Origin of the sequence: Bacillus sp. FSL R10-2201, assembly GCF_038008665.1 — a bacterium.
Classification (GTDB): Bacteria; Bacillota; Bacilli; order Bacillales; family Bacillaceae_G; genus Bacillus_A; species Bacillus_A mycoides.
Map to the genome: position 1 here is coordinate 959,113 of NZ_JBBOZP010000001.1, position 24,065 is coordinate 983,177.

22 protein-coding genes and 5 pseudogenes are annotated in these 24,065 nt (G+C 33.9%); 25 read left to right on the forward strand and 2 right to left on the reverse strand.

The features are described from left to right. Positions 1-386: 386 nt before the first annotated feature. From NSQ69_RS04875 to NSQ69_RS04890, 4 genes and pseudogenes are all read left to right on the forward strand, one after another. Positions 387-605: pseudogene (locus NSQ69_RS04875) on the forward strand (hypothetical protein); the annotation flags it as partial. A 247-nt stretch (positions 606-852) separates the two neighbouring features. Then, positions 853-1,047: a hypothetical protein gene (locus NSQ69_RS04880; protein ID WP_002125620.1), complete on the forward strand. Its 195-nt coding sequence runs from the start codon at positions 853-855 to the stop codon at positions 1,045-1,047. Positions 1,048-1,075: 28 nt separating this feature from the next. Further along, positions 1,076-1,360, forward strand: a complete 285-nt coding sequence (locus NSQ69_RS04885) for a DUF4176 domain-containing protein (protein WP_002125622.1) — start codon at positions 1,076-1,078, stop codon at positions 1,358-1,360. Between the two features lie 21 nt (positions 1,361-1,381). Next, on the forward strand, positions 1,382-1,663 hold the full coding sequence (locus tag NSQ69_RS04890) for a hypothetical protein (RefSeq protein WP_002125625.1): 282 nt from the start codon (positions 1,382-1,384) through the stop codon (positions 1,661-1,663). Between the two features lie 102 nt (positions 1,664-1,765). Here NSQ69_RS04890 and NSQ69_RS04895 read toward each other — a convergent pair. Next, a pseudogene (locus NSQ69_RS04895) lies at positions 1,766-2,029 on the reverse strand (tyrosine-type recombinase/integrase); the annotation flags it as partial. A 133-nt stretch (positions 2,030-2,162) separates the two neighbouring features. Between NSQ69_RS04895 and NSQ69_RS04900 the strand changes: the two are divergent. From NSQ69_RS04900 to NSQ69_RS04935, 8 genes and pseudogenes are all read left to right on the forward strand, one after another. After that, positions 2,163-2,831, forward strand: a complete 669-nt coding sequence (locus NSQ69_RS04900) for a hypothetical protein (protein ID WP_002125629.1) — start codon at positions 2,163-2,165, stop codon at positions 2,829-2,831. A gap of 13 nt (positions 2,832-2,844) precedes the next feature. Continuing rightward, positions 2,845-2,937, forward strand: a pseudogene (locus NSQ69_RS04905) (DUF4176 domain-containing protein); the annotation flags it as partial. A gap of 11 nt (positions 2,938-2,948) precedes the next feature. Continuing rightward, positions 2,949-3,140 carry a hypothetical protein gene (locus NSQ69_RS04910; RefSeq protein ID WP_002125631.1) on the forward strand — a complete coding sequence of 64 codons (192 nt, stop codon included), beginning with the start codon at positions 2,949-2,951 and terminating at the stop codon, positions 3,138-3,140. A gap of 109 nt (positions 3,141-3,249) precedes the next feature. Beyond that, positions 3,250-3,390, forward strand: a pseudogene (locus NSQ69_RS04915) (hypothetical protein); the annotation flags it as partial. Between the two features lie 29 nt (positions 3,391-3,419). After that, complete coding sequence (locus NSQ69_RS04920) at positions 3,420-3,941, forward strand: SecY-interacting protein Syd (protein ID WP_002125632.1); 522 nt, start codon at positions 3,420-3,422, stop codon at positions 3,939-3,941. Positions 3,942-4,478: 537 nt separating this feature from the next. Next, positions 4,479-5,150 (forward strand): annotated as a pseudogene (locus tag NSQ69_RS04925) (hypothetical protein). 412 nt (positions 5,151-5,562) lie between these two features. Then, positions 5,563-6,213, forward strand: coding sequence for a Yip1 family protein (locus tag NSQ69_RS04930; protein ID WP_002010942.1), 651 nt, complete (start codon positions 5,563-5,565; stop codon positions 6,211-6,213). Between the two features lie 406 nt (positions 6,214-6,619). Further along, positions 6,620-7,096, forward strand: a complete 477-nt coding sequence (locus tag NSQ69_RS04935) for a DUF6985 domain-containing protein (protein ID WP_002125637.1) — start codon at positions 6,620-6,622, stop codon at positions 7,094-7,096. Positions 7,097-7,289: 193 nt separating this feature from the next. On the opposite strand, the gene NSQ69_RS04940 is transcribed toward NSQ69_RS04935, so the two are convergent. Further along, positions 7,290-8,612 (reverse strand): MFS transporter, encoded by a 1,323-nt coding sequence (locus NSQ69_RS04940; protein WP_341098981.1) that lies wholly within the window; start codon positions 8,610-8,612, stop codon positions 7,290-7,292. 225 nt (positions 8,613-8,837) lie between these two features. Between NSQ69_RS04940 and NSQ69_RS04945 the strand changes: the two genes are divergently transcribed. The 13 genes from NSQ69_RS04945 (at position 8,838) to NSQ69_RS05005 (ending at position 23,899) form a co-directional block, all read left to right on the forward strand. Next, positions 8,838-10,427, forward strand: a complete 1,590-nt coding sequence (locus tag NSQ69_RS04945; RefSeq protein WP_341098984.1) for a sensor histidine kinase — start codon at positions 8,838-8,840, stop codon at positions 10,425-10,427. Between the two features lie 19 nt (positions 10,428-10,446). After that, positions 10,447-11,124 (forward strand): response regulator, encoded by a 678-nt coding sequence (locus tag NSQ69_RS04950; protein WP_341098986.1) that lies wholly within the window; start codon positions 10,447-10,449, stop codon positions 11,122-11,124. After that, positions 11,121-12,089 carry a tripartite tricarboxylate transporter substrate binding protein gene (locus NSQ69_RS04955; RefSeq protein WP_341098988.1) on the forward strand — a complete coding sequence of 323 codons (969 nt, stop codon included), beginning with the start codon at positions 11,121-11,123 and terminating at the stop codon, positions 12,087-12,089. Before NSQ69_RS04950 ends, NSQ69_RS04955 begins: the two co-directional genes overlap by 4 nt. A gap of 136 nt (positions 12,090-12,225) precedes the next feature. Beyond that, on the forward strand, positions 12,226-14,076 hold the full coding sequence (locus tag NSQ69_RS04960) for a PDDEXK-like family protein (RefSeq protein WP_341098989.1): 1,851 nt from the start codon (positions 12,226-12,228) through the stop codon (positions 14,074-14,076). Positions 14,077-14,145: 69 nt separating this feature from the next. Further along, entirely contained in the window at positions 14,146-14,562 is a 417-nt protein-coding gene (locus tag NSQ69_RS04965) for a hypothetical protein (RefSeq protein WP_341098991.1), read from the forward strand. A 90-nt stretch (positions 14,563-14,652) separates the two neighbouring features. Then, complete coding sequence (locus NSQ69_RS04970; protein ID WP_340951316.1) at positions 14,653-15,597, forward strand: helix-turn-helix transcriptional regulator; 945 nt, start codon at positions 14,653-14,655, stop codon at positions 15,595-15,597. A gap of 211 nt (positions 15,598-15,808) precedes the next feature. Continuing rightward, complete coding sequence (locus tag NSQ69_RS04975; protein WP_002010959.1) at positions 15,809-16,771, forward strand: hypothetical protein; 963 nt, start codon at positions 15,809-15,811, stop codon at positions 16,769-16,771. Between the two features lie 99 nt (positions 16,772-16,870). Continuing rightward, on the forward strand, positions 16,871-19,405 hold the full coding sequence (locus NSQ69_RS04980; RefSeq protein WP_341098992.1) for an McrB family protein: 2,535 nt from the start codon (positions 16,871-16,873) through the stop codon (positions 19,403-19,405). Then, complete coding sequence (locus tag NSQ69_RS04985; protein ID WP_341099860.1) at positions 19,380-21,824, forward strand: restriction endonuclease-like protein; 2,445 nt, start codon at positions 19,380-19,382, stop codon at positions 21,822-21,824. The genes NSQ69_RS04980 and NSQ69_RS04985 overlap by 26 nt, the downstream gene beginning before the upstream one ends. Before the next feature lie 352 nt (positions 21,825-22,176). Then, on the forward strand, positions 22,177-22,515 hold the full coding sequence (locus NSQ69_RS04990) for a DUF4870 domain-containing protein (protein ID WP_016126635.1): 339 nt from the start codon (positions 22,177-22,179) through the stop codon (positions 22,513-22,515). Positions 22,516-22,518: 3 nt separating this feature from the next. After that, on the forward strand, positions 22,519-22,770 hold the full coding sequence (locus tag NSQ69_RS04995; RefSeq protein WP_016126636.1) for a hypothetical protein: 252 nt from the start codon (positions 22,519-22,521) through the stop codon (positions 22,768-22,770). Positions 22,771-22,778: 8 nt separating this feature from the next. Beyond that, positions 22,779-23,522: a MerR family transcriptional regulator gene (locus tag NSQ69_RS05000; protein ID WP_016126637.1), complete on the forward strand. Its 744-nt coding sequence runs from the start codon at positions 22,779-22,781 to the stop codon at positions 23,520-23,522. Positions 23,523-23,572: 50 nt separating this feature from the next. Further along, positions 23,573-23,899, forward strand: a complete 327-nt coding sequence (locus tag NSQ69_RS05005; RefSeq protein ID WP_078206484.1) for a nucleoside triphosphate pyrophosphohydrolase — start codon at positions 23,573-23,575, stop codon at positions 23,897-23,899. The last annotated feature ends 166 nt before the right edge of the window (positions 23,900-24,065 follow it).

Genomic DNA, 24,065 nt, shown 5'->3' on the forward strand with positions numbered 1-24,065 from the left:
TTTCTTTTTTGTTTTCACTTGTAATGGTTCACCTGTGAAAGTATTAAACTTGTAATACTTAACCGTAGTATTACAATACATATTTTTTACTTTTGGGAATAATAAGTCCTTTCTTTTTTTTGTAATACATAAAAATAGATGTCAAACGGGATATGTTGTATCCAATCTGGACAACTCATATTAGAAATACACTTATTAGACACTCTAAGTAATAAATTTGTTCCACTTTAAGATGAGGAAGAATTTGGGGTTTGTAAAATAACAATGGAACTACGTGTTTTTTCGTCATACAAAAACCTCTACATATAAGTAGAGGTTTTTAAATTGTATATTAATGAATTATGCTTTTTTAGATAAAGAAAATCGAGTTCAGGTAAAAGAAGAACATAGAAGAAACGTTGTTTGATAAACTTAAAGATACTGTTGAAAATAACGTAGAAGCGATGGATCAGTTGTACGAAAAATTTATTCGCCAGATAGAAAATACTCCTATTATCGGGCAATATCATAACTAAAAAAAAGGGCAAAATGAAGCGGTGTTAGATGAACTTAAAGGAATATTAAACACAATTTTACATCCAATAGATAGTGTTGAGGGAGAAGTTAAAATACCGTTACCTTTTATTGATGATTGGAAACTAGTTGTTGGCGGAGATGTAGCTTATGGTAGTATAGGTGGAGAGGCAAAAGTTGGATTAAAAAGTGAATTAAGTGTTGGTCTTGGACCTGTTGGTTTAGGAATAAAATTTGGAGTAGAAAAGTAGAAAAGTAGAAAAGTAGAAAAGTAGAAAAGTAGAAAAGTAGAAAAGTAGAAAAGAGTTAGAATGTTATATTTATGAGGGGAAAGTTTTTTTGTTTTCATTGCAAGTGTTTAAAAAGATTTTAATTATTTTTGTTTTTATTGCTGTTCCTTCTAGTTTATTAGCCGTTTGGCTTGGAGCAGATGCTACTTTTAAAGAGAAAATGATATTATCTCTAATTTTTGGCATAGTGATGCCGCTAGCTTTTTTTATTTTTTATAAAATCACATCTTTATTTTTAAAGTAGTAATTAGTTTATTTAGGAGGAGTTTTGTATGGAAAATATAAATATACCAAAATTACCAATAGGAAGCGAATTATTACCAATTGGTTCTGTAGTTCTTGTAGAAGAAATTAATCAACTTCTTATGATTTATGGTAGAAAGCAACAACAAGATGATAATAAATTATGGGATTATGTTTCTTGTCCATATCCTCATGGTAATTTATCAAAAGAATATAATGTATTTTTTAATCATAATCAAATTGCTCATTTATTATTTAAGGGTTTTGAAACAGAGGGTGAATTAGAATTAAGAAGTAAATTATCTGAGTTTTAGTGGAAATGGAGAAAATATAATATGATTTTAGGAATTTCATATTTTGATATTTTTTGTATCATAATTATTGCTTTGTTTTTTTTCACTTTCTGGAGATTGAATGCTCGGTATAATAAGAAACATAATGTTCCTAAGGTTTTTCAATGGTTTCCTAGAAGATGGGGGAAAAGAAAAATTTCAGAGCATTTATCTCAACTAAATAAAAAGTTAGAAGCTGAAGGGAAAGGTATTTGGGTTACAATCTATGCTATAGATTTGTACATCGTAACTATCCCTTGTACAGTAAAAAAATATAAATCTTAATATATATGTTTGTAGAAGAGACCTTTTAATTTAAAATAAAAGGTCTTTCTTTATAAATTTCCACTATTTTTTATGACAGTTGAAATAGTAATTTTAAGTAAATTAAATTTGAAATGTATCAAGAATATTATCTTTTTCTTCTTTATTGATTCCAATATATTTGAGTGTAATCTTTGGTGTGCTGTGGTTTAATATCTCTTGCAACATAGCAACATCTTTAGTTTGTTTATAGAACCAATAGCCGAAGGTTTTGCGCATGGTGTGAGTCCCAATAGATTCGATACCAGCAAAATCTTTGGCTTTTTGAAATTTTTGATAAGCCTAGATCTTATTAATGGGGTGATCTTCTTTTCGAGAAGGGAATAATATTTCACAGAAGGTGTAAAATGGGATGTTGATTTAGATGGTGATGGTGATGGTGAAGATGATAGTATTAAGGATATGGTGAAAACGGGTGCGAAAAAAGCTTGGTCAACAGTAGCGGGGTGGTTTAATTAACATGAAAAAAAATACAGATTTTAATAAGAAAGCTTTTGAATATTATATGGCTCTTTACGCTGTAAATGATATAAGATCGACTATAATTACTCTTGTGATTGGGATAGCAGATATATTTGTGCTTTTACCTGCTTTTGCGAATCCTGTTCAACCAATATATATGTACATAATAGTTCCACCAGTTGCTTTTTTAAATGTATGGGCAATATGGATTGTTATAAATCCTAGGAAGCGGCAATTACAATACACTCTATTTCGTGGGGTATTTGGCATTGTATGTTCAGTAGGATTATTAGTTATAACCCAAAAGTTTGCATATGGAATGTTAGGATTACAAACTCCCATCTATTTTATTTTTTCGGTTGGTTTGTATATTTTTGCTTTGAATTATTATTATAAAAATCATATTAAAAAACTTCAGGAACCAATCAAAAAATCAAAATCATCGAAAAAAAACTCTGGTTTCGGAGTAGTGGCTTTTATAGGATTGGGTCAACTCGTTGCTAATATCAGTCTTGGTTTCGCAACACAAAAGATGGTAGCAATTGTATTAATGTGTGTATACTCCATGCTTTCGTTTATTTTGTTTCATTTCATTATGGAACTCCATAAGTATTATTATTTAAGGAAGCATATAGAAGATGGGGGTAGAACACATGAAACCTTTTAAAGAGGTTTATTGAATTTTAAGTATTGTGATTTATGGAAGGAAATAAAAACTTATGGTTAAAGAATCTGTGATGTATGACTATATTGGCTGTTTTTATCCAGAAGGAGGAAAGCTGATATGCAAGCATTTAAAGTTGGGAAATTAGTCACATTCGTTGCAATTATAATACTTCTTGTAGTTGCTATTTTATCTCCTTACAACTTATTTAAAAAGATTTATTTTATTATGGGTGTTCTTATTATTGGCGCAATTTCACTTGGTGCAAATAAATTCTTTGAACTGGTGCACAGTAAATTTAATAAGAAATGATATTACTTATGTGATAGGGGAATTCAAAATATGAATAAATCATTAAGGATTTAAAGGGAAATTTCCACAATATAATTTTACAGGATTACGTGGAACTAAATTAGTTCATCACCATATTGGTGGTGGTCAAGCTGTTGGTGTTCCGATGCCACTACATCCTGGTTTTGGAGGGGTTCATAACGTAGAAAAAGTGATTGGAGCATGGGGGGAAAGATGCAGAATATGTAGAAATGCTTCAGAAATTTATTGAACATCATACATTAGGCGGTAAATAAAAAAATGAAAAATGAAATGGAAAATTGTTTTGATAAAATAATTAGAGAGTGGCAAGAGTGTAATAATTCATTGCCAAAATCTTTATGGCTAGTAGAAGCAGATACTTTTATCTATGAAGGAGAACCAGATACAGAGGGATACGTATTCTGGAAACCTTTAGAGAAAAATATAATTCATGATTTTTCTGATATAGAAAAAGATTTGGGAATACAATTACATAATTCAATTAAAGAATATTATAATTCTTATTGGTTTTTAGACTTAGGAGGTAATTATTTAGGTTATGATTTTGATTTAAATCCTGTTATACCAGGAATTGAACTGCATGATTTTTATGTATCTTTACAAGGATACCAAGGCGCACATGATAATCAACTGAATAATATCCCTATTGGTATGGAGTTTAACGGTCTCTTGGTAGTTGTAGATAATCAAAATGGACAAGTAAAGTTAGAAGATTATGAAAGCGAAAGCTTCGAAGTTATTTGTGATAGTTTAGCAGAATTAATTTTAAATCTTTCATAAGATATATTAAAAAATAAAAAGTAAAAGTTGACTCTATGAGTCCGCTTTTATTTTTTTAAATATATAGTTTGGATTTATTTTTAAAAATTAGATAAGGAATGTATAAAGGACATTTGAAACGTTGATAGTATTGCAAACATATGAAGCGGAAATTATTAAAATTAAGATACCTGATTATATACCTGTATTAGGTGATTATGATAGAAGTGTCAAAGGTGAGATTATAATAGGTGGGTATGATTATAGATTCCGCAGGAGTTTCATTTAAGTTTGAGAAGGAAGCGAGATAATAGAATGCGAAAATTTTCAAAAATAGTTATATGTGTTGGTGCGTTAATAATGATTATACTGGGCATGATTGTACATGATACATGGAAGGATAGGATTTATTTTTCTTTAGCTGTACTTTTTGTTACCGTACTTTCTTTACTATGGAATATAGTTGCTCATAATATTATGGATAAATTTAGAAAAAAAGAGAATAAGTAGCTATGAAACTTTTACCGATTGGAACAGTAGCGGGGTGGTTTAATTAACATGAAAAAAAGTATAGATTTTAATAAGAAAGCTTTTGCACATTATATGGCCCTTTATCCTGTAAATGAAATAAGAGTCCACGTAATTGGCCTTGTCCTTTTGGGGGCAGACGTGTTTGTTCTTTTGCCTGCGTTCGCGAATCCTTTTCGATTACTCTATGTATATATAGTAACTCCGCCAGTTATTTTTTAAAATTTGTGGGCGATATGGATTGCTATCAATCCTCGGAAACGACAATTACAATACACTCTATTTCGAGGAGTATATGGCACCATATGTTCAGTCGGATTATTGGTTATAGCTCAAAAATATGCCTATGAAGTGTTACAATTACAAACTCCCATCTATTTTATTCTTTCATTTGGTTTGTATGGTTTTGCTTTGTATCATTTTTATAAAAATCATATTGAAAAACTTCAGGAACCAAGAAAAAAATCAAAATCATCGAAAGGAACTGGTGGTGTAAAAGTAGCAGCTATTGCAGCGGGATTGGGGCAGTTAATTGCTAATATAATTCTTAGCATTGCAACACAACAGATGGGGGCAATTGTATTTATGTCTGCATGCACAGTGATTTCGTTTGTTTTGTTTTATATGATTATAGAACTCCATAAGTACTATTATTTACGGAAGCATATAGAAGATGGAGGGAAAATACGTATAGGCTTTTAAAGAGAATTTGTTGCATTTCAAGTATATAAGCGCATTCTTCTTATGGAAGCCATTCACGAGGCTTATAGCAATAAAAGATGTATAAGTGGAAGATTATATTCTGGTAAAACATCTGAAGGAATGGAAATTAGGTTTGTTCTTATTAATGATAAGATTATAACTGTTTATCCAATGTATTAAAGAATGTGAGGTACTCAAAAATGAAAGTAACTACTCAGCCCATAGTTAAAAATGCAAGACAATATAGAGGTAATTGCTAAGAAGCACTCCCCCTAAGTTTCAGATGAAATTAAATGATTGAATATTTATATTTAAATAACCGACTATTTATGCCTTAATATTTCTATGTACATAACTGGGATGATTAGGAAATTATATTTAATATGTTTTAAGAAAGGGGAATGTTTTTTATATGGAAACTCCAGAAAATCAATTTAAACGTGCACTTAATCCTTGGTTCTCCATTTGGACAAAACCACGTGATACAATGAAAGAAATTTTTATATCCAAACCTAAGAATGTGTTTTTACTCATTTTATTAGGCTCATTCGTACAGACTTTAGATCGAGCATCTTCTAAAAATATGGCGGATTCAATAAGTAGTCCATTTTCAATAATCTCAATAGTTATATTCGGTACCTTCGTTGCTTTCTTAATTTATTATTTTTTGCTACCAGCGTTATTCAATTGGGTGGCAAAAAAACTTGGTGGACAAGGTACCTTTGAAAAAACACGTTACTCAGTTGCCTATTCTTATATCCCTTACGTTTACTCTCTTATATTAGTTTGGGTGCCTTCATTTTTCTTGTTTGGGATAGAAAACTTTACGAGTGAGACACCGGAAATGGATAGTAGCATAACTTTAACGATTTTGTTTCTTATTTTTGCCATAATTGATATAGTTATTGGAATTTGGACAATCATTATTTCCTTAAAATGTTTAGGAGAAGCACACCAATTTTCAGCATGGAAAGCATTATTAACAATAATAGTGTCCTTTATGATTATCATTCTTCCTTTGGTAATAATAGTATTTCTTATAGTAGGGGTTACAACCCTTTAATAATTTATTTGCTTCGTATGAACTTAGAAATTTAATTGAGGTTTGGGGACAAGCACAAAAAATGTATAAAAATAATAACTAAAAAATTAACTTTTATAAAAACATTTAAACTAAAATGCTTCTTAAGCGTGGGTCCAATAGCTCACGCTTTTTATTTTGGTTGACTATAACATTTATTTTTAAAATTTATAATCATACTATTTGTTACGAACAAACTTTCAAAGAATCTATTGGTGCTACAGCTAATTGAAGGCGTATTAACAATTTGAGAGTAGTTATTGATAAGAATGGAAATGTAATAACTTTGTTTCTAAAGAATAAGAAAAGTTTAACATGAGTTTATGTTTTTTATTCGGGGAAATATGGCGTAATTGGTTATCAAGAAAAAATTTAGGAGAATAAAATTATGAAAAAAATAAACCATGAATTATTTGGTGAAATTGTTCACGATTTATATTGGAGCGGACAACAAAAGATAACTATTTTTGGGCAGGAAAAAATAGTTTCTTTAACTATTGATGGAGAAGAAGATGATTTAATTCCTAAAGTTCAAGAAGAAGCATATAGGAAGTTCATTACTGATATGAACAAACTTACAAAAGAAGCTGAACAAGCAATATTCGAGTATTATAAAGAAGAATATATGGAATATAGAGATATGGTAGGTGATGAATCTGCTGATAAAATAGCGCCGATTATAACAACTATTCAAGAACTAGGAAAATTGGTGGAACCTGTTGGGTTAAGTATATTACCAGATTTTGAAGATGGAATTAGAAGAGTTGGATTAATATTCAATTGTACCTGGGAAGAGGACGGTGTCGGGGTGAAATTTGAAAATGAGCAAGTTGTAGAAGTTGGTTATCAAGACATCGTTATTTAAACTTCAAATTATGTGCTGTCACTATATCGAACAGAAGCTGGGTTTGTAAAATAACAATGGAACTACGTGTTTTTTCGTCATACAAAAACCTCTACATATAAGTAGAGGTTTTTAAATTATATATGAATGAATTATGCTTTCTTAGATAAAGCAAATCGAGTTCAGATAAACGAAGAACATAGAATACGTAATTTTAACTAGATTTATTATTAGCTAGTTTATCTCCACCACCAAGCTCCGCCTCAATCTGCGAAGTCTTCGATGACTCATCCATACGCCAATACGTAATAAAGCTTATCGCGATACATCCAGCTACGTAGAAGTAAAATAGTGATTCCATTCCGATACTTTTTAGCCATAATGCGATGAACTCGGCTGTTCCACCAAATATCGCAACAGTTAGTGCATATGGTAAACCTACGCCAAGTGCGCGAATTTCAGTTGGGAAGAGTTCTGCTTTTACAATTGCGTTAATGGATGTGTAACCAGTAACGATAATGAGACCGACCATCATGAGTAAAAATGCTACCATTGGGTCTGTTGTTTTTTCCATAAAGAAGAAGATTGGTGCTGTTAGTAACGTTCCGAGAATACCGAAAGCCATTAATAGTGGGCGGCGTCCAATTTTATCGGATAATAGCCCTGCAATTGGTTGAAGTACGACGAAAATAAGTAGTGCGGCAAAGTTAATCCAGCTTACAACTTCTTTCGGGAGACCGACTGTGTTTACCATGAATTTTTGTAAATATGTTGTGTACGTATAGAATGCAACAGTGCCTCCTAGTGTTAGGCCGACTACTGTTAATACTGCTTTCGGGTGTTTCATAAGAGCGCGAACGGTTCCTGCGCTTTCGCGGTTTTTCGATTCCATATTTGAGAATTGCTCCGATTCATCCATCGTACGGCGAAGCCATAATACAGCTACTGCTCCCATCGCACCAATAATGAATGGAATACGCCATCCCCAAGCTTTCATATCTGGTTCGCTTAGTAATTGCTGAAGAACAATTTGAACGCCTAACGCGACCATCTGCCCAGCGACGAGCGTTACATATTGGAAACTTGAATAAAACCCACGGCGTCCACTACTAGCCATTTCAGATAAATACGTTGCGGAAGTTCCGTACTCTCCGCCGAGTGACAACCCTTGAAGTAAACGAGCAAGAACTAAAATAATTGGTGCCATAATACCGATACTTTCGTAACTAGGTGTACAAGCGATAATTAAAGAACCACCGGCCATAACCGTAATCGAAAGAGTTAATGCTGCCCGGCGTCCGTGCCGATCTGCATAACGTCCCATTAGCAAACTGCCGATAGGGCGCATTAAAAATCCAACTGCGAAAATAGCGGCTGTGTTCAGTAATTGGCTTGTTGGATCTCCTTTAGGAAAGAACTCTGCTGAGAAGTAAACAGCGAAAGCAGAGTAAACGTACCAGTCGTACCATTCAATTAAATTGCCGACGGAACCTTTGAAGATATTGCCGGCGACTCGGCTTGATTTTGCTTGAGCCATATTAATTCCTCCTCTTACTTATAAATAAAATGATAATTATGAAAGCGTGTTCAATGTAGTTGAATTGTACTGTTCTTTAATTGAAATCTCAATATTATGACAATTTTATTCTTTTTGTACTTTATGTACATGGAGAGTTTTAATAGTTGCTTCATTATTAGTTTTGTCATAATAATAGAAAAAGGAGATTGATAGTTTTGAATATTTTATCAAAGGATATGGAGTATGAAGAAATCACGTAAAGTGTCATTACAAACGAAAATAGTAAGCTTAATTATTACATTAATTTTATTTGTCGTTCTTCTGTTAGCAGGAATATTTGTTTACATTCAGTCCGTTGATACGAAGCGGCAAGTGGAGCAGTTAGCACTGCAAACAGCTAAATCCCTTTCTTTTATGCCAGCTATAAAAGATGCTTTTCAATATAACGAGCATAAAAGTACCATTCAATCCATTGCGGAACAAGTTCGTGAGCAAGCTGGTGCAGATTATGTAATTGTAGAAGATCGCTATGGAGTTATGTATTCACATTCTAATTCTGAGTTGATTGGAACAAAGAGTAACAATCCATATAACTATGAAGCACTCACTTTTGGTGGCTATTATACGCTCGAAGGAAAGGGAGTAAGTGGTCCGGCTTTAATGGCGAAAGCACCCATTATTGTTCATAACGGAGACTACGATCAAGTTGTAGGCGTTGTGACAGTAGAGTTTTTAATAAAGGGTATTGAATCTAACATACTGAGCAGAACGAAAGAAATTATACTCTTTTCCTTAGCTGTATTATTAGCAGGCATTGTTGGTGGCATTCTTTTAGCACGTAGTATACGTAAAGATACACTCGGTTTAGAGCCGAATGAAATTGCAGCGCTATACCGGGAACGAAGCGCAATACTACTATCTATAAAAGAAGGAATTATCGCTATCGATCAAAACGGTTTTATTACGATGATGAACACGTCGGCAGAAGAGATGCTACATGTAAATGATGATTATATGCAGCAGCACATTTCAAAAGTTTTACCGGAGTTTAATATGGAGAGAGTGCTAGAAAACGATCAAGAAATCGGGTTTCAAGATAAAGTGTTTATTTTAAACATGACACCAATACTCGAAAATAACAGTACGGTAGGCGTTGTATGTAGTTTTAGAGATAAAACAGAACTGCAAAACCTTGTTAACACAATATCTGAGGTAAGGAAGTATTCAGAGGACTTACGCGCTCAAACACATGAATTTACAAATAAACTTTTCGTCTTATCAGGATTACTTCAGTTAGGACATTACAAAGAAGCGATTGAATTTATCCAACAAGAATCTAATGTTCATCAAAGCCAAAACCATATTTTATTCCATCAAATTCATGATGCGAAAGTACAAGCTATTTTATTAGGGAAAATCGGAACGGCGTCTGAGAAGAAAATCGATTTTCTTATTGAAGGAGATAGTACGCTTCATCCATTACCAGACCATATAAAAGTTTCGCACCTTATTACGATCCTTGGAAACATAATCGACAATGCATTTGATGCGGTGAGTGAACGAGAGGGAAAGAGTGTTTCCTTCTTTGTTACGGATATTGGACACGATATTGTGTTTGAAGTGATAGATAACGGGATAGGAGTACCAGCAGAAAAAATAAGTACCATTTTTCAAAAAGGATTTTCAACGAAAGGAAATGATCGTGGTTACGGACTAGCAAACATGAAAGAAATGGTAGATCTACTACAAGGAACAATTGAAATTCAAAACGAGAAAAATGGGGGAGCTATTTTTACAATTTACCTTCCGAAAACATTGAGAGAAAGTACATGACAAACAGGGGGATGGGCATATGTTGAAGGTCGCAATTGCAGAAGATGATTTCCGTGTAGCGCAAATTCAGGAGGAGTTTTTATCAAAAATAAAGGACGTAAAAGTTATCGGAAAAACTTTAAACGCAAAAGAAACGATGGAACTACTACAAAAGGAAGAAATCGATTTACTTCTATTAGATAATTATTTACCAGATGGAATTGGTACAGACTTATTGCCGAAAATCCATGCTGACTTTCCAAACGTTGACGTCATTATGGTTACAGCGGCAAATGAAAACCATATGTTAGAAAAAGCAATTCGAAACGGTGTAAGCAACTACCTTATAAAACCGGTCACGTTAGAAAAATTTGTTCGCACAATTGAAGACTATAAAAGAAAGAAGCAACTATTACATAGTAACAATGAAGTAAATCAAGCACTCATCGATAACTTCTTCGGCATTTCGCAAACACAAGACATAAAAAACTTACCGACAGGTGTAGATCCGTTAACGCTACAAAAAGTGAAAGGGATTATAAAAGGATTCGAAGAGGGCATTACAATAGAAGAAATGGGGGAACAAATGGGGGCCTCCAGAACAACCGCAAGAAGATACTTAGAATACTTAGTAGTGACAAACGAATGCACAGTAGAGTACACATATGGCATTATCGGACGACCAGAACGAAAGTATCGAATAGGACGAGGGCTATGAAAAAACGATTATTACTATGTATATGGATCATAACAGGAGTAATAGCTGGTTGTTCTTCAGAAAAATCTCAAACGAATACAGTAAACATAGACAAAGTAGAAATCGTTGCACCGAACGTTCAAGGAGCTGGATGGGACTTAACAGCACGCGCGATGCAAAAAACGCTGACAGAAGAAAAAATCTTCACAAAACCAATCACTGTCACAAACAAAGTAGGTGGCAGCGGTGATGTCGGATGGAAATATACGAAACAAAAAGGTGGTCACGTACTGGCAATTAACTCAAGCTTACTCATAACGAACAACCTACTAGGCCACAGTAAACTAACATATAAAGACTTCACCCCACTCGCAACATTAGCATCGGACTGGGAAGTCGTTGTCGTATCAAAAGACTCAAACATAGAAAACGCAAACCAACTAATGGAACAACTAAAACAAGACAAGAAAAACTTCAAAATCGGTGTTGCCCCCGGCCTAGGAAACGACGATCACCTATCATTCGTACAAGTAAGCAAAGCATTTGGCATAAACCCTGCCGAACTACAATTCTTTGTCTATGAGAACAAAGAAAAAATTATAAACGCCCTAACGAACAAACAAATCAACGCCGCAACCATGACCCTATCCGAAGCCGAAAAACAATACAAAGCCGGCAACATAAAAATACTAGCCGTATCCGCACCAAAACGCCTAGACCGACTACCAGAAATCCCAACGTGGAAAGAACAAGGAATCAACGTCATATTCCAGCACTGGAAAGGAATTATGGGGCCGAAAGATATGACTGAGGAAGAGGTTGCTTATTGGGATAGTATTATTAAGCGGATGGTGGAGAGTGATAGTTGGAAGGGGATTTTGAGGGAGAGGGGTTGGGAGAGTTTTTATAAGGGGAGTGGGGAGACGAGGGGGTTTTTGGAGGAGAGTAGTGGGTGGTATGGGGGAATGGTGAAATTTAGTGATTGATGAATGTTCATTTGTAAGAAATAGGATATGTGACATAAATAATGCCACATTATAAGTTATAATTTATTTATAACAATTTATTAAAATGATTATTCAAGAGAATTGATTCACAAATTTATAAACGGTGGTGTGGGGAATGGATTATAATTTTGAGATTTTATCACTTTTAGATAATTCAATTGAGTTTGAGAAGTTACATAGTAAGTTTAATCGTTTTAATCCTTTTAAAATATTAAAGGTGGATAAGTTTGAGATTAGGCATTCTAATATGATTGCTTGGTTACTGGATCCGACGGAGAATCATCATTTAGGTTCTATGTTTGTAAATAAGATACTTTCTAAAACGTTTGTAAAAGCAGAGAATGAGGAGTTAATTGGTCAATATAATTTTATTAAGTTACATAAGCAGTCTCTTCAAGATTTGGAAGTTTTCCGTGAGGTACAGACGAATTATAATAAACGAATTGATATTTTGGCGATATCAGAGGCACAAAAGGTTGCCATTCTTATTGAAAATAAATATAAGTCATCTGAATCGGACGGACAATTACAAAATTACATAAACTTTGTTAGTGAGAAATATGACGGATATACGATCATTCCAATCTTTTTAAGTTTAGATGGTAGTGCGCCAAGCCATGAGTTGTATCTTACTTTAGATTATGGGGATATATTAAATATTCTAAAAGGACAATTGGAGATTTATAGTGAGTATACGTCTAGTACGATAAAAGATTTCCTTTCCTATTATATCGATATATTAGAGGGAGAACTTGTTCGTGATGAGGAAGATATTGAACTAGCGTTAGCAGTGTATAAGAGCCATAAGGCCGCTGTTGATTTTCTATGCTTAAATGGTAACGGAAAAGTAGTTGGAAAGTTTGTTAATAAAGAGTTGTTATGTGCTGTAAAGAAATTGAATGCTGAAGAAAAAGAAGATCTTTGTAAAATTTATAAGAAGTATGCTGAAACGCTTCACTTTATACATGGAGCTGGAAATAGCATCATGAGAGAGGCATTTTTACAATTTGTAGAGAAAAATCAAATACAAGAAGATTGCTACCATGAACATATTCGCATTCCATCTTTCATTTTCGAAGAATGGAAACAACTTGATGAGATTGTTGGAGTTCCAAATCATGAGTGGTGGCTAAATAATGCTCTTATAACTTGGTTTGAGAGAAAAGCAGATGGGCGTATGAAACTTATCGTTGAAGTTGGGCCGTTGGAATACAAGCAGAGATTAAAGTTATTATGCAAGTTAGAGGAAAATGGAATTACTATTAAAGAAAAATCAAAAGAAGCTGGATCCAAGTATACAAGAATTTATGCTGGATATGAAAATATAAGTGATTGGGCAGATCAAGATGAAATTCTCCGTGTGATGAATGATATGTATAACAATGCTGATTTTAATCAAGTGGTGGCAGCTATAGGCGATACTATAAAAGGGCTTGTATACGGGGAAGAAGATTCTTCTGAAATTGTTGCGGTAGAGAGTAGCCAAACTGAAGACGCGGATACTTTAGCTAATGCTTTTCAATTATTTGTCCATGAACAAAAGTTCCAAGAAGGCTTTTACAATATTCATCACCGACTACCATCATTTATTATGCCGGAGTTCCGCAAGCTAGAAGAACAATTTGGAACACCGAAATGGAATTGGTGGTTAAATAACTGTGCGATTATGTGGTTTGAACGTTTGAAGGATAATAGATTGAAACTGACGCTAGAAATTGGACCACTAGAATCACAAAAGAGATTAGCATTATTAACAAGGCTTGAAAGTAAAGGGAGAAAAATAAGCGCAGCAGCGAAAAGGCCAGAAGCGTCGTATACAAGAATTTACACAAATACAAGTAATATAAGTAATTGGTCGGATGAAGATGTTGTTATACAGGCTATGAATGAGTTATTTAATGATACGGACTGTCAAAATGTTATTCAAATGTTAACAGATATCGCTAAAGAGGAAGTTCATATTTAAAAAGCATTGCCAAGTGCAGAGGGATGTACTTGGCAATTGTTTTAATGTAATAAAGGAGATTAGTCATTAATGAAATTAGCAAAAACACAGATACAACAATTTATATCAAAACAATTAGAGCGTTGTGAGTTGAAAGAACTAGATGTCGAGTTCGCAGTTCGAGGGCTGGATTTTGATCCAAACATGTTTATTCGTGCGGGAGAAATAGGATTAGAAATAGGTTTTTATAGATTGGTATGGAATAGTCCTGCTATACCAGATATGACAGGATTTACGCATCATATATTATTATGGGAACATCTAGAGGAATTAAGTGACAGTGAGAAAGCGGTGGAAATTAAAGAGAGTATTATTATGGTGGCTGATTTTAGAAAGAGGCGGTATCAGCAGTGTGAGTTTTGTAATACAAAGATTTTGCCCGAACATCTTGATAGGGATGGTGTATGTCAGGGGTGTGCTAGTGTGCATTTTGGGGTAATATATTGATATTTTAGAAGTATATATAGAAATAATTTAAAAGATGGTTCTATTCTTTTATACTTGAATGAGGATAGCTGAATAGAAACGAGGAATTATATGAGCAAATTAAGTAATTGTCTGTACATGATTGAACTCCTGCACGCGAGAGGCAAGATGAAGATTTGCGAATTAGCGGAGTTGTTAGAAGTAAAAGAGCGGATGGTCCGCATTTATCGTGATGATATTGAAATGGCTGGTATTAAAATTGATACAACTAAAGGAAGGGACGGTGGTTATTCTCTTTCAAATACATCGTTATTTCCTATTAAAAATATGTCTCAGCAAGAGATGGATGCGTTAACATTCTCTATTCAAAAACTAGTTTCAAAAGGTAATGATATTTATTCAAAGGACGCACAAGTAGCGTTAGATAAATTGAATGCAGTTCGGAAAGTTGAAACGAATAAAGATCGTCATATTTATTTTGTTCAAAGATCTAAGCCAAATTATGAGTTTTCTAATGAAAATCAAAAATATGTACAACTACAAGAAGCGTTATTTACAAGGCGTAAGGTGAAAATTCAATATGAAAAACGATTTGGTGAAAGATCAGAACGAATTATTGATCCGTACGGCTTTGTACACTACAACGAATTCTTTTATTGCTTAGCTATGTGTAATGATAAAAAGGAAAAACGTATGTTTAAACTATCTCGAATGAAAGATATTAGAATTTTGTATGATACATATAAAATACCCGATAATTTCGATATTCGAGAAGAATTTCCGAAATTCGGCCTTATGAAAGAACCATTAGAAGTAGAGTTGCTCATCTATCCGCCATTCGCTGCATCTGTACCAGAATCCATTTGGGGAGAAAATCAAAAGATAGAACATAATAATGATGGCAGTATCCTCTTTCGCGCAACGATGAGTGGGAAAGAGTCGATTAAGAAGTGGATTCTAGGTATGGGAGCGGCTGTAGAAGTAATAAAGCCTGATAGTTTCAGGGATGACATGATTAAAGAAGGAAGAAAATTGTTAAAGTTATACGAAAAGTAAACTGAAATATGTTTAAGAAAAATTTTTAAAAAATATTAATAGATTTTATAGAACTCCAATTACCTAGTGATAACTTTAGGTGATTGGAGTTTTTGTATACGAAAAAATCCATTAATAAGAAATTTTGTAATTATGTGACGTTATAATTACCGGATATGTTGTTAATATGGAGATGTATTAATGATTATATTAAGAAAAGGAGAGTAGGATTATGCAGGATGTGAGGTTATTTTTGTTTTATTTATTTTTAATTGTATTAGGAGGGGTGATATCTTACTTTCTTATAAATAAAGTGATCCTTCCGTCTTTAGAGAAAATTGGGGAAATAAGCGCAAAAAGATTAATGAGGAAGTCAAAGCGAATAATTAAACATGTTTTGCTGGTGTTTGAAGTGTTGGTTATCATAGTGACAATGGCACTAATCTATTTTGCTTTCCAGGTTATTATTGGGGCGGATATAGAAAAAATGAAATGGTCAATGTTAAGTGTAGTATGTGTTTATCCAATATTTATTGTAATAATTAGTCGGATTAAGTTGGACGTAGAAAAAGAGTTAGGTACTTTTAACAGTATTATCAAAAAAATAGTAGCAAAGATTAATAAAGAGAATTATTTAATAAATAGATTGGACATCCTATTTGGGAAAACAACACTTAGTTTAATGATTCATATCACAATAATATATGTTTTGTTCGTTGGTGCAATTAATTTTGAACATATGCCATATCAAATTTATTATATAGTAATTATTATATTGCCAGTTTCTTTAATAACTTTTATTTACTTTACCGATCGTGATTTAGTCTCACAAAATATGAGAAGAATCCTTAGTTATTTTTTATTAATGATGATAGCGCTTGGAAAAGGCTATAATGATTTTAAAATTTTGATGGGAATAGATACTCCCAATCAATTTAACGATTATTTAGTATTTCTTTTTTTAACAGTATTTATTGCAATGGATAGGTTGATAAAAAGTATTGTGGATGATTATATTGCTTATCATAAACCTGAGGGAAATACAGATTTTATTGCAATGGATAGGTTGATAAAAAGTTACTCAAAAGACCATTCAGAAGCTTCACCACTATTGTATGAGAATGGGAAGTTCCGAATGGATGTTGGGCCGAGTGAATTTAAAAATGAAGAGGATTATCAGAAGTATGTTAAATAATAGAGTAGAAAATCATACATCATGTTGTATGATTTTTCTTTTATACATAGTTTGGTAAAATAGTAGTAATTGTAATTAATTGTAACGGTGGGGATGAAAATGTTAGAGCAACTCATAATTGAATTGGCTAAATCAACGAAGCAGGTTGAAGATATAAAGGGTGATAAAACTTATTTGGTTATAAACAAAGATGATGGAGATTTAGACATTGAAATCAAATTTTCACGTGAGCAATATGAAAAGGAAACATCATCTTATTTTAAAGTGAGTTCTGAACTTCTTAAGGACGCTTGGAAAAAATTTATCGATATGCGTACGGTAAAGAGTGAGGATTTCGGACAAGCAAGTGAATGTAATGCTTTCTTAGTAGCTTTCTTTTCACAGCTTCCATTTGTGAATGTAACGGAATCAGGAGCTATTACATTTAAAGAGTTCCAAACTGATAATTTGCCATGTGAGCAGTATCATAAAGTTGTTGGATTTTTGGAAGAGGTAATAAACAATACGTACGATCCGAAGAATTTAAGTGATCAAACTAATGGTAATTTGTATAGAGTTAAATCTAAAGGAAGACAAGATTTAAGACTGCTGGGATTTTTAAATGATAATCATAATATTGATACGTCTTTATTAACCGAATATATTGAGGCGGGAAGTAAGAATGATGTTATTCGAAAGCTAGTTTTAAAGCAGGAGTATTTTCAAATTGCTCTGTTTGTACTTAATCTTTTAAAAGTGTATCCAAAGGCTGCTAAGAAAGCTACTTTAGTGGATTTAGCGATGACAATTGTCCGAAACTCTAGAGGAGATAATTTAATGGTAGAATCAGTAGCGAAAGAGCGTACGCATAATCTCTTAATGTGGTTTGAGCAATTGGAAGTAATTAATGCTGAATGGATTCCATCCGAACAATACATAAAAAAGAATGAAGAAAAGGGCGGTAATATGAGTAGTAGTTTACGTGAAGGCTTTTTAAAGATAATGAAAGAGTATTTGGATGCAAAAACAGAAAAATTTGCAGGACATAAATTAGGATTAACAGTCCGAAATGATATGGCAACAGAGATCATTCGGTTACCATTTATAAATGAGAAGCAGTACAGTGTGATAGGATCGGTTGGAAAAGGGAATTGGGCAACAGTTCCGTGGATTGCCCTAATGCATAGAGATATTACAACATCGACACAGAGAGGGTATTATATCGTCTATTTATTTAGCGAAGATATGCAACGATTATATTTGACCATTGGCCAAGGTGTAACAGAAACAACTAAAGAAGAGATGCAAAAAATTAAAGAAGAGATTCGAGAGCAAATACAAATGTCACAAAAGGTGAAAAAAGATGATGAGATCTTCCTAGGGACAAGTCCGAAAGCGAAAGGATATGCGAATTCAACAGCGGCTTATATTGCGTATGATGTTAATAAAATGCCAAGCGAATCAGAATTAGTTGAAGACTTGGAAGAAATGCTTCGTTATTATGAGGGATTTATTGCTTACAAAGAGGAAGGAACGAAATATGAAATGATCTATGAGAGGAAAGAAGTATATTTAGATCAGCAATCAATTATCGATCATGTGTCTTCTTATATTCAAAGTAAAGGTTTCTATTATGAGAAAAAGGACCTTATTAATTTCTTCCTTTCATTAAAGACGAAGCCATTTGTGATTTTATCAGGTATTTCGGGTACAGGGAAAACGAAAATTGTTCAGTGGTTTGCAGAGAGTTTAGGGGCTACGGAAGAGAATGGACAATTTACGCTTATTCCGGTTCGACCTGATTGGAGTGATAGCTCTGATTTACTTGGTTATGTGAACCTTCAAGGAGAATTCCAAGAAAGACCGCTAATTAAAGTTCTTGAAAATGCAGATGCAAATCCAAATAGGCCGTACTTTGTAGTGTTGGACGAGATGAATTTAGCTCGAGTGGAATACTACTTTAGTGATTTCTTAAGTGTAATTGAGAGTCGTAAATGGAAAGACGGAAAAATTATTACGTCACCGGTTCTTCCAGAGTCAATTACGAATAAGCATATTACGATTCCGTCAAATGTATATATTATCGGAACGGTAAACATGGACGAAACGACACATCCTTTAAGTAAGAAAGTATTAGATCGTGCGAATACAATTGAATTTAATACCGTTAACTTAGATTATTTTAATTTCTTAATGGATATAGAAGAGAAGGAACCTGAAATTGTTTCTAATAGCTCTTTAGCAACCGAGTATCTTCATTTAAAAGAATGCTTTAAAGAAAACGAAGATCTTGTGAGGAATATCTCAACTATTTTAATAGAAGTAAATAAAACGCTTGAATCAGTTGGAGCTCAAGTTGGATATCGTATACGAGATGAAATTTGTTTCTATATGGCATACAACGAAAAAGGAAAGTTATTATCATTTGATGAAGCACTTGATTATCAAATATATCAAAAGATTTTACCGCGTCTTGCAGGGAGCGATGGACGAACGGAAGAGGTATTAAAGCAGTTGTATGTATTATGTGCAAATGAAGAATACGATAGTGGCAATAATGATGCTTCCTATGCTAAGTATCCTCGTTCGGCTAACAAGTTGTCTCATATGTTAAGGAGGTTCGAGTATGATGGTTTCACCTCTTTCTGGATCTAATAATGAGATAGAGCTAGTTAAGATTGAAACAGAGGAGCTATCATTGACGATTAAAGGAAATCCTTATCATGAAAAATATGAGAGTTTAAAAGAATATCACGCTATGAACGCAGATGAAATGATGTATTTTCATGTAGATGGGAAGACGGAATCCGTTTCTGTATTTGATGCGAGATTGCAGAGGCTAGATGAATGGAACGAACATCCACCAATCTTTTTTGAAAATAGAAGTTATCAGCTTGTTGTTGTTCCGAAAAAGAATCAACAGCTGACCTTTTATCATGAACATCCGGGTTTTCGAAAGCAAGTTAGTTCCATTCAAATGGGGTCACTTCATGTGTTAATGGGAAATCTTTCGTTTCCAAATGAGGTAGGAAATACAACATTTGAAATTAAAGATGATCAAAATACTTTATTAACTGTTACATTTGAAGTTTTCCCGGCAAAACTGGATTATAAGGATGATTACAGAGCCTTATTAGATGAAGTAAATGATGAAATTTATAATTTAGCGTTTCATCTATTGAAAAGAACTTACTTAGGAGCATCTGCAATTTACGCTACAAATCCATCGAAGAGTGAATTTTATCGTATTTTAAATGATTCCTTTGAGCGATTTATGAAGTCGATCTCTCATATTAAAAGACAACCGCATCATACGCTTATGACTAGGCATCAACTAGTACGAGGAGAAAAAATTCGTAAATTGGATTCTGTCGGAATGAACTATTTGCGAAAGCGACCACACTTGCTGCAAGGAGAAAGCAGTATACCGACTAAAGGTATTACAGCTTATAAGGAAGTATCTTATGATACGCTGGAAAATCGATTTGTTAAATGGATGATTCAAAGAGTCATACATAAAATAGCTGATCTCCTTAAGGCGCTAGAGCCAAAGTCTAGATATACACGTGGTGTAACTGATGAAGATTTGCTAGAGCGTGTAAAGAATATGAAATATCGAATGAAAAATGAATTGAATGATCCATTTTGGAGAGGGATCGGAAAATTGGATCGCTCAGTCTTTTCACTCGTTATCCAGATGGCAGCAGGATATAGAGATGCGTATCAAATCTTCTTAATGCTATCGCGGGGTTTAACATTACGAGGACAAATTTTCAAAATGTCGGTAAAAGATGTTGCTAGATTATACGAATACTGGACATATTTAAAACTTGGACAAATTCTATCGAAAAAATATATACCGCTCCATCAAGATGTTATCCAAGTTAAACAAGATGGTTTATATGTAACGCTAGATGAAAGTAAAACTGCAAAAAGAACGTTCAAACACCCAGAAACAGAGGAGGTAATAGAACTTTACTTCCAGAAAAGAAACGGTGGATTGCCAACAGTTACACAAAAGCCAGATACAATGCTTGCTATTGAGAAAAAGGGAAAGAGCTATCAATATCAATACATATTTGATGCGAAATATCGAATTGATTTTGCTGAAAAAGCTCATTACAAAAGGAAGTATGGTACCCCTGGTCCAATGGAAGAAGACATTAATACAATGCACCGTTACAGAGATGCACTAGTAGTAGAACAAGAGGGGCCTTTTGAGCGAACAGCTTACGGAGCGTACGTACTATTCCCGTGGAACCAAGAGGAAGTATATGAGAATCATCCATTTTATAAAAGTATAGAAAAAGTAAATATCGGTGGCTTCCCGTTCTTACCAAACGCAACAAGACTAGTCGAACAATTTTTAGATCATCTCATTGAAAAAAGTCCGGAAGAAATTATAAAAGAAGGCATCCTTCCAAGAGGAACAAAAGAAGAATGGCACTCCTCATTAGAAGAAAAAGTATTAGTGGGCAGCGTGAAAACTGAAAAAGACTATGAAACATATAGGAAAGAAGGTTTATATCAGCTACCGGTCACGCAGTTAAAACCAGGATGGCAAGAAGCAAAGTACATAGCATTATATGCGCCGAAAAAATGGCACGGAGAAAATGGTGGAATTCAATACGTAGCAAAAATTAAACACATTCAAATGCAGCAAAATGATGAGTATGTAAATTTCGAACTAGAGCCATGGGAAAAACTAGACCACCTCATCCGCCCAGTAGGATATGGCATTCAAACATACACAATAACAACTATGTCGTTATTAAAAGAAGTACAAGAACTCCCAGAACTATTCATGAAATCAAAAGAAGAACGAACTCTTTGGAAAACGCTGCGTCGTTTTACTAAGCAAGTTAAGGTTGAGCTGGATCATCGTAATTTAGATGAGGCATCTTCTATTAAGAGTTATTATGTGCAGGATGTTCAGATTTGGGTTGATTATGAGAATGGGGTTGTTATGGTGGGGAGAGATGGGCGAGTTAAAGAGATTCCTTTGGAGTTGGTTGTTGGTAGGAGTTCGGTGTTGTTTAGGGAGGTTTTAGAAGTGCTAAATGTTAAGGAATAGCACTTAGATACAAAGGTGATTAAGTCATGGATAAAGGCCAAATTTATTTTTGCATGGAACTAATGATTTTAGGTGAAGTGGAGAAACATTTAAATATTATAGATAAATATTAGTTGGATAAAGTGTATTGTTAGCTATGGGAAGAAGAGCATATGAGGTATATGCTCTTCTTTTTATTTGTAAATAAAGTGGATGTAAAATTAAAATGATGACCTCCACCCTGTCAAGATAAAGGTCATATTTTATTTATATTGGTGTTACTAAATTTAATCTATATAATCCTCTTGCACCTCCCCCAACGTCACCCCCTAACCTAAAGAAGACAAATCAAAAAGGGGGGACCAAACCAATCATGAAAACCACCACAAAAGAAAAAAGAAATACCATCATCATGTTACTACTATCAGCCGCAATAGGAATTTTTTCACCACTACTCATGTACATTACACTGGCACGTAAAAATGAAGTGTACAAATATCATTGCCGAAAGGCGTTCAACTTTCATTTGTTAATTTTTCTTCTATTTAATATTAGTTCGCGTATTAGTGATGTTTTGTTTTGGATTGTGTTTGCTCTTGAGGTAGTTCAAGTGATCATGGTTGCGTGGAAAGTAATACGCGACGAGCCATATCGTTATTTCATTCGAATTCCGTTATTTAAAGAAGATAAGTACGCAGTGGAAGGAGAATAGGTGATGAAACAAGAAGTGGAGATAAGGAGAAAGCGAATTTTTATTATGGCCGCAGTGTTGTTTATTGCGATTTATATTATTTTACGAAAAAGAAAGTATGAGTACTTTTATGACGGTATTAGTGAGTATGAACATCGTTATAGAAGGAATGTTCCTTTTGTATTGCTTGTTGTAGGTTTGTTTCAATATTGTAGGCGGAATGAGATGAGCTTTTCTTATATGCTTCAGTATGTGAAAGAGAAGTTAGCGGAGTAGGTGATGATATGGCGTGGATGATTAGTGAGTTTGCAAGTGTTGGGGATGTTACGGTGCGGACGCTTCGTTATTATGACAAAATTAATTTATTAAAGCCGAGCGATTATACTGAGGGTGGGCATCGGTTATATACGACAGATGATTTGTATGTGCTGCAGCAAATTCAATCGTTTAAGCATCTTGGGTTTTCGCTTGGGGAAATTCAAAATATTATATTGCAGCGTGATATAGAGACAGAAGAATTTTTAAGACAAATGCATTTTCAAAGGGAAGTGCTTTTGGTAGAGCAAGAAAGAATTGCGAAGGTGCTTTCACATATGGATGAGATGACGAAGAAGTTTCAAAAGGAAGAACGCGTGGATATCGCTTTGTTTTCTTCGTTTTTGCAAACTTTCATATGGGAGAAAGAAAATAAAGAATGGTTAGAGGAACACTTTTCAACGGATAGTGTTCGAGCGTTTTATGATAATAAGGAATTAAAAGAAAAATTTGATCGGCGATTTATGGATATGATAGGGAAGTTGAAAAAGTGTAAGGTAGAAGAGAAGGATCCGAGTCATCAAGATGTTCAAGTTACCTTGAAGGAATTTTTTAATTTAATAGAAGAGGTAACGAACTATCTTGATACATCTCAAAGTGATATAGAGGACATAATTAAACAATCAAACCTCCCACTATCCGAACTCCCAGCCCTCTTCACAACCGGAGAAGAAAAATATATAAAAGAAGCAATGAAGCAGTTTAACACCTAGTTAAACTGCTTTTCCATTATAATAGAAGAAAAACTAACGGAGGAACCCACATGCCAACCTACAACAAACTAATCCGAAACAAAATCCCACAAATAATAAAAGCTAACGGAAAAACACCCACAACAAGAATTCTACCTGAAGACGAATACATAAAAGAAATCTGCAAGAAAACACAAGAAGAACTAACCGAGTATCTAGAGGCAGACACAAAAGAACATAAACTAGAAGAACTATCCGACCTGCTAGAACTAATAAACGCCCTAGCCGAATACGAAGGCACAACACTAGAAGAAATCAATACAATCCGTAAAAAGAAAGCAAAAGAAAGAGGCGGCTTCCAAAATCGAGTCTTCTTAATCGAAGTAACCGATAACTAGCCCCTCCCATACCCCTACAAAGCCCCTCCCAAGTAATAAATCACTAAGAAAAAACACAACAAAACAAAAACAACAACAAACACCGTAGTAGTAGTCAAAAAATTTTTGAAATAACACGCCAAAAACCCACCCCTCCTTCCTATATATAGTACAAAGAGGAATTTTT

Excerpts from the sequence above, each read along its gene's own strand:
- NSQ69_RS04885 (WP_002125622.1), top strand. The coding sequence starts at position 1,076 with ATGGAAAATATAAATATACCAAAATTACCAATAGGAAGCGAATTATTA.
- NSQ69_RS04940 (WP_341098981.1), bottom strand. The coding sequence starts at position 8,612 with ATGGCTCAAGCAAAATCAAGCCGAGTCGCCGGCAATATCTTCAAAGGT.
- NSQ69_RS04975 (WP_002010959.1), top strand. The coding sequence starts at position 15,809 with ATGCAGGATGTGAGGTTATTTTTGTTTTATTTATTTTTAATTGTATTA.
- NSQ69_RS04910 (WP_002125631.1), top strand. The coding sequence starts at position 2,949 with ATGCAAGCATTTAAAGTTGGGAAATTAGTCACATTCGTTGCAATTATA.
- NSQ69_RS04970 (WP_340951316.1), top strand. The coding sequence starts at position 14,653 with ATGAGCAAATTAAGTAATTGTCTGTACATGATTGAACTCCTGCACGCG.
- NSQ69_RS04890 (WP_002125625.1), top strand. The coding sequence starts at position 1,382 with ATGATTTTAGGAATTTCATATTTTGATATTTTTTGTATCATAATTATT.
- NSQ69_RS04945 (WP_341098984.1), top strand. The coding sequence starts at position 8,838 with ATGAAGAAATCACGTAAAGTGTCATTACAAACGAAAATAGTAAGCTTA.
- NSQ69_RS04965 (WP_341098991.1), top strand. The coding sequence starts at position 14,146 with ATGAAATTAGCAAAAACACAGATACAACAATTTATATCAAAACAATTA.
- NSQ69_RS04955 (WP_341098988.1), top strand. The coding sequence starts at position 11,121 with ATGAAAAAACGATTATTACTATGTATATGGATCATAACAGGAGTAATA.
- NSQ69_RS04990 (WP_016126635.1), top strand. The coding sequence starts at position 22,177 with ATGAAAACCACCACAAAAGAAAAAAGAAATACCATCATCATGTTACTA.
- NSQ69_RS04995 (WP_016126636.1), top strand. The coding sequence starts at position 22,519 with ATGAAACAAGAAGTGGAGATAAGGAGAAAGCGAATTTTTATTATGGCC.
- NSQ69_RS04930 (WP_002010942.1), top strand. The coding sequence starts at position 5,563 with ATGGAAACTCCAGAAAATCAATTTAAACGTGCACTTAATCCTTGGTTC.
- NSQ69_RS04980 (WP_341098992.1), top strand. The coding sequence starts at position 16,871 with ATGTTAGAGCAACTCATAATTGAATTGGCTAAATCAACGAAGCAGGTT.
- NSQ69_RS04900 (WP_002125629.1), top strand. The coding sequence starts at position 2,163 with ATGAAAAAAAATACAGATTTTAATAAGAAAGCTTTTGAATATTATATG.
- NSQ69_RS04920 (WP_002125632.1), top strand. The coding sequence starts at position 3,420 with ATGAAAAATGAAATGGAAAATTGTTTTGATAAAATAATTAGAGAGTGG.
- NSQ69_RS04935 (WP_002125637.1), top strand. The coding sequence starts at position 6,620 with ATGAAAAAAATAAACCATGAATTATTTGGTGAAATTGTTCACGATTTA.
- NSQ69_RS05005 (WP_078206484.1), top strand. The coding sequence starts at position 23,573 with ATGCCAACCTACAACAAACTAATCCGAAACAAAATCCCACAAATAATA.
- NSQ69_RS04960 (WP_341098989.1), top strand. The coding sequence starts at position 12,226 with ATGGATTATAATTTTGAGATTTTATCACTTTTAGATAATTCAATTGAG.
- NSQ69_RS04985 (WP_341099860.1), top strand. The coding sequence starts at position 19,380 with ATGGTTTCACCTCTTTCTGGATCTAATAATGAGATAGAGCTAGTTAAG.
- NSQ69_RS05000 (WP_016126637.1), top strand. The coding sequence starts at position 22,779 with ATGGCGTGGATGATTAGTGAGTTTGCAAGTGTTGGGGATGTTACGGTG.
- NSQ69_RS04950 (WP_341098986.1), top strand. The coding sequence starts at position 10,447 with ATGTTGAAGGTCGCAATTGCAGAAGATGATTTCCGTGTAGCGCAAATT.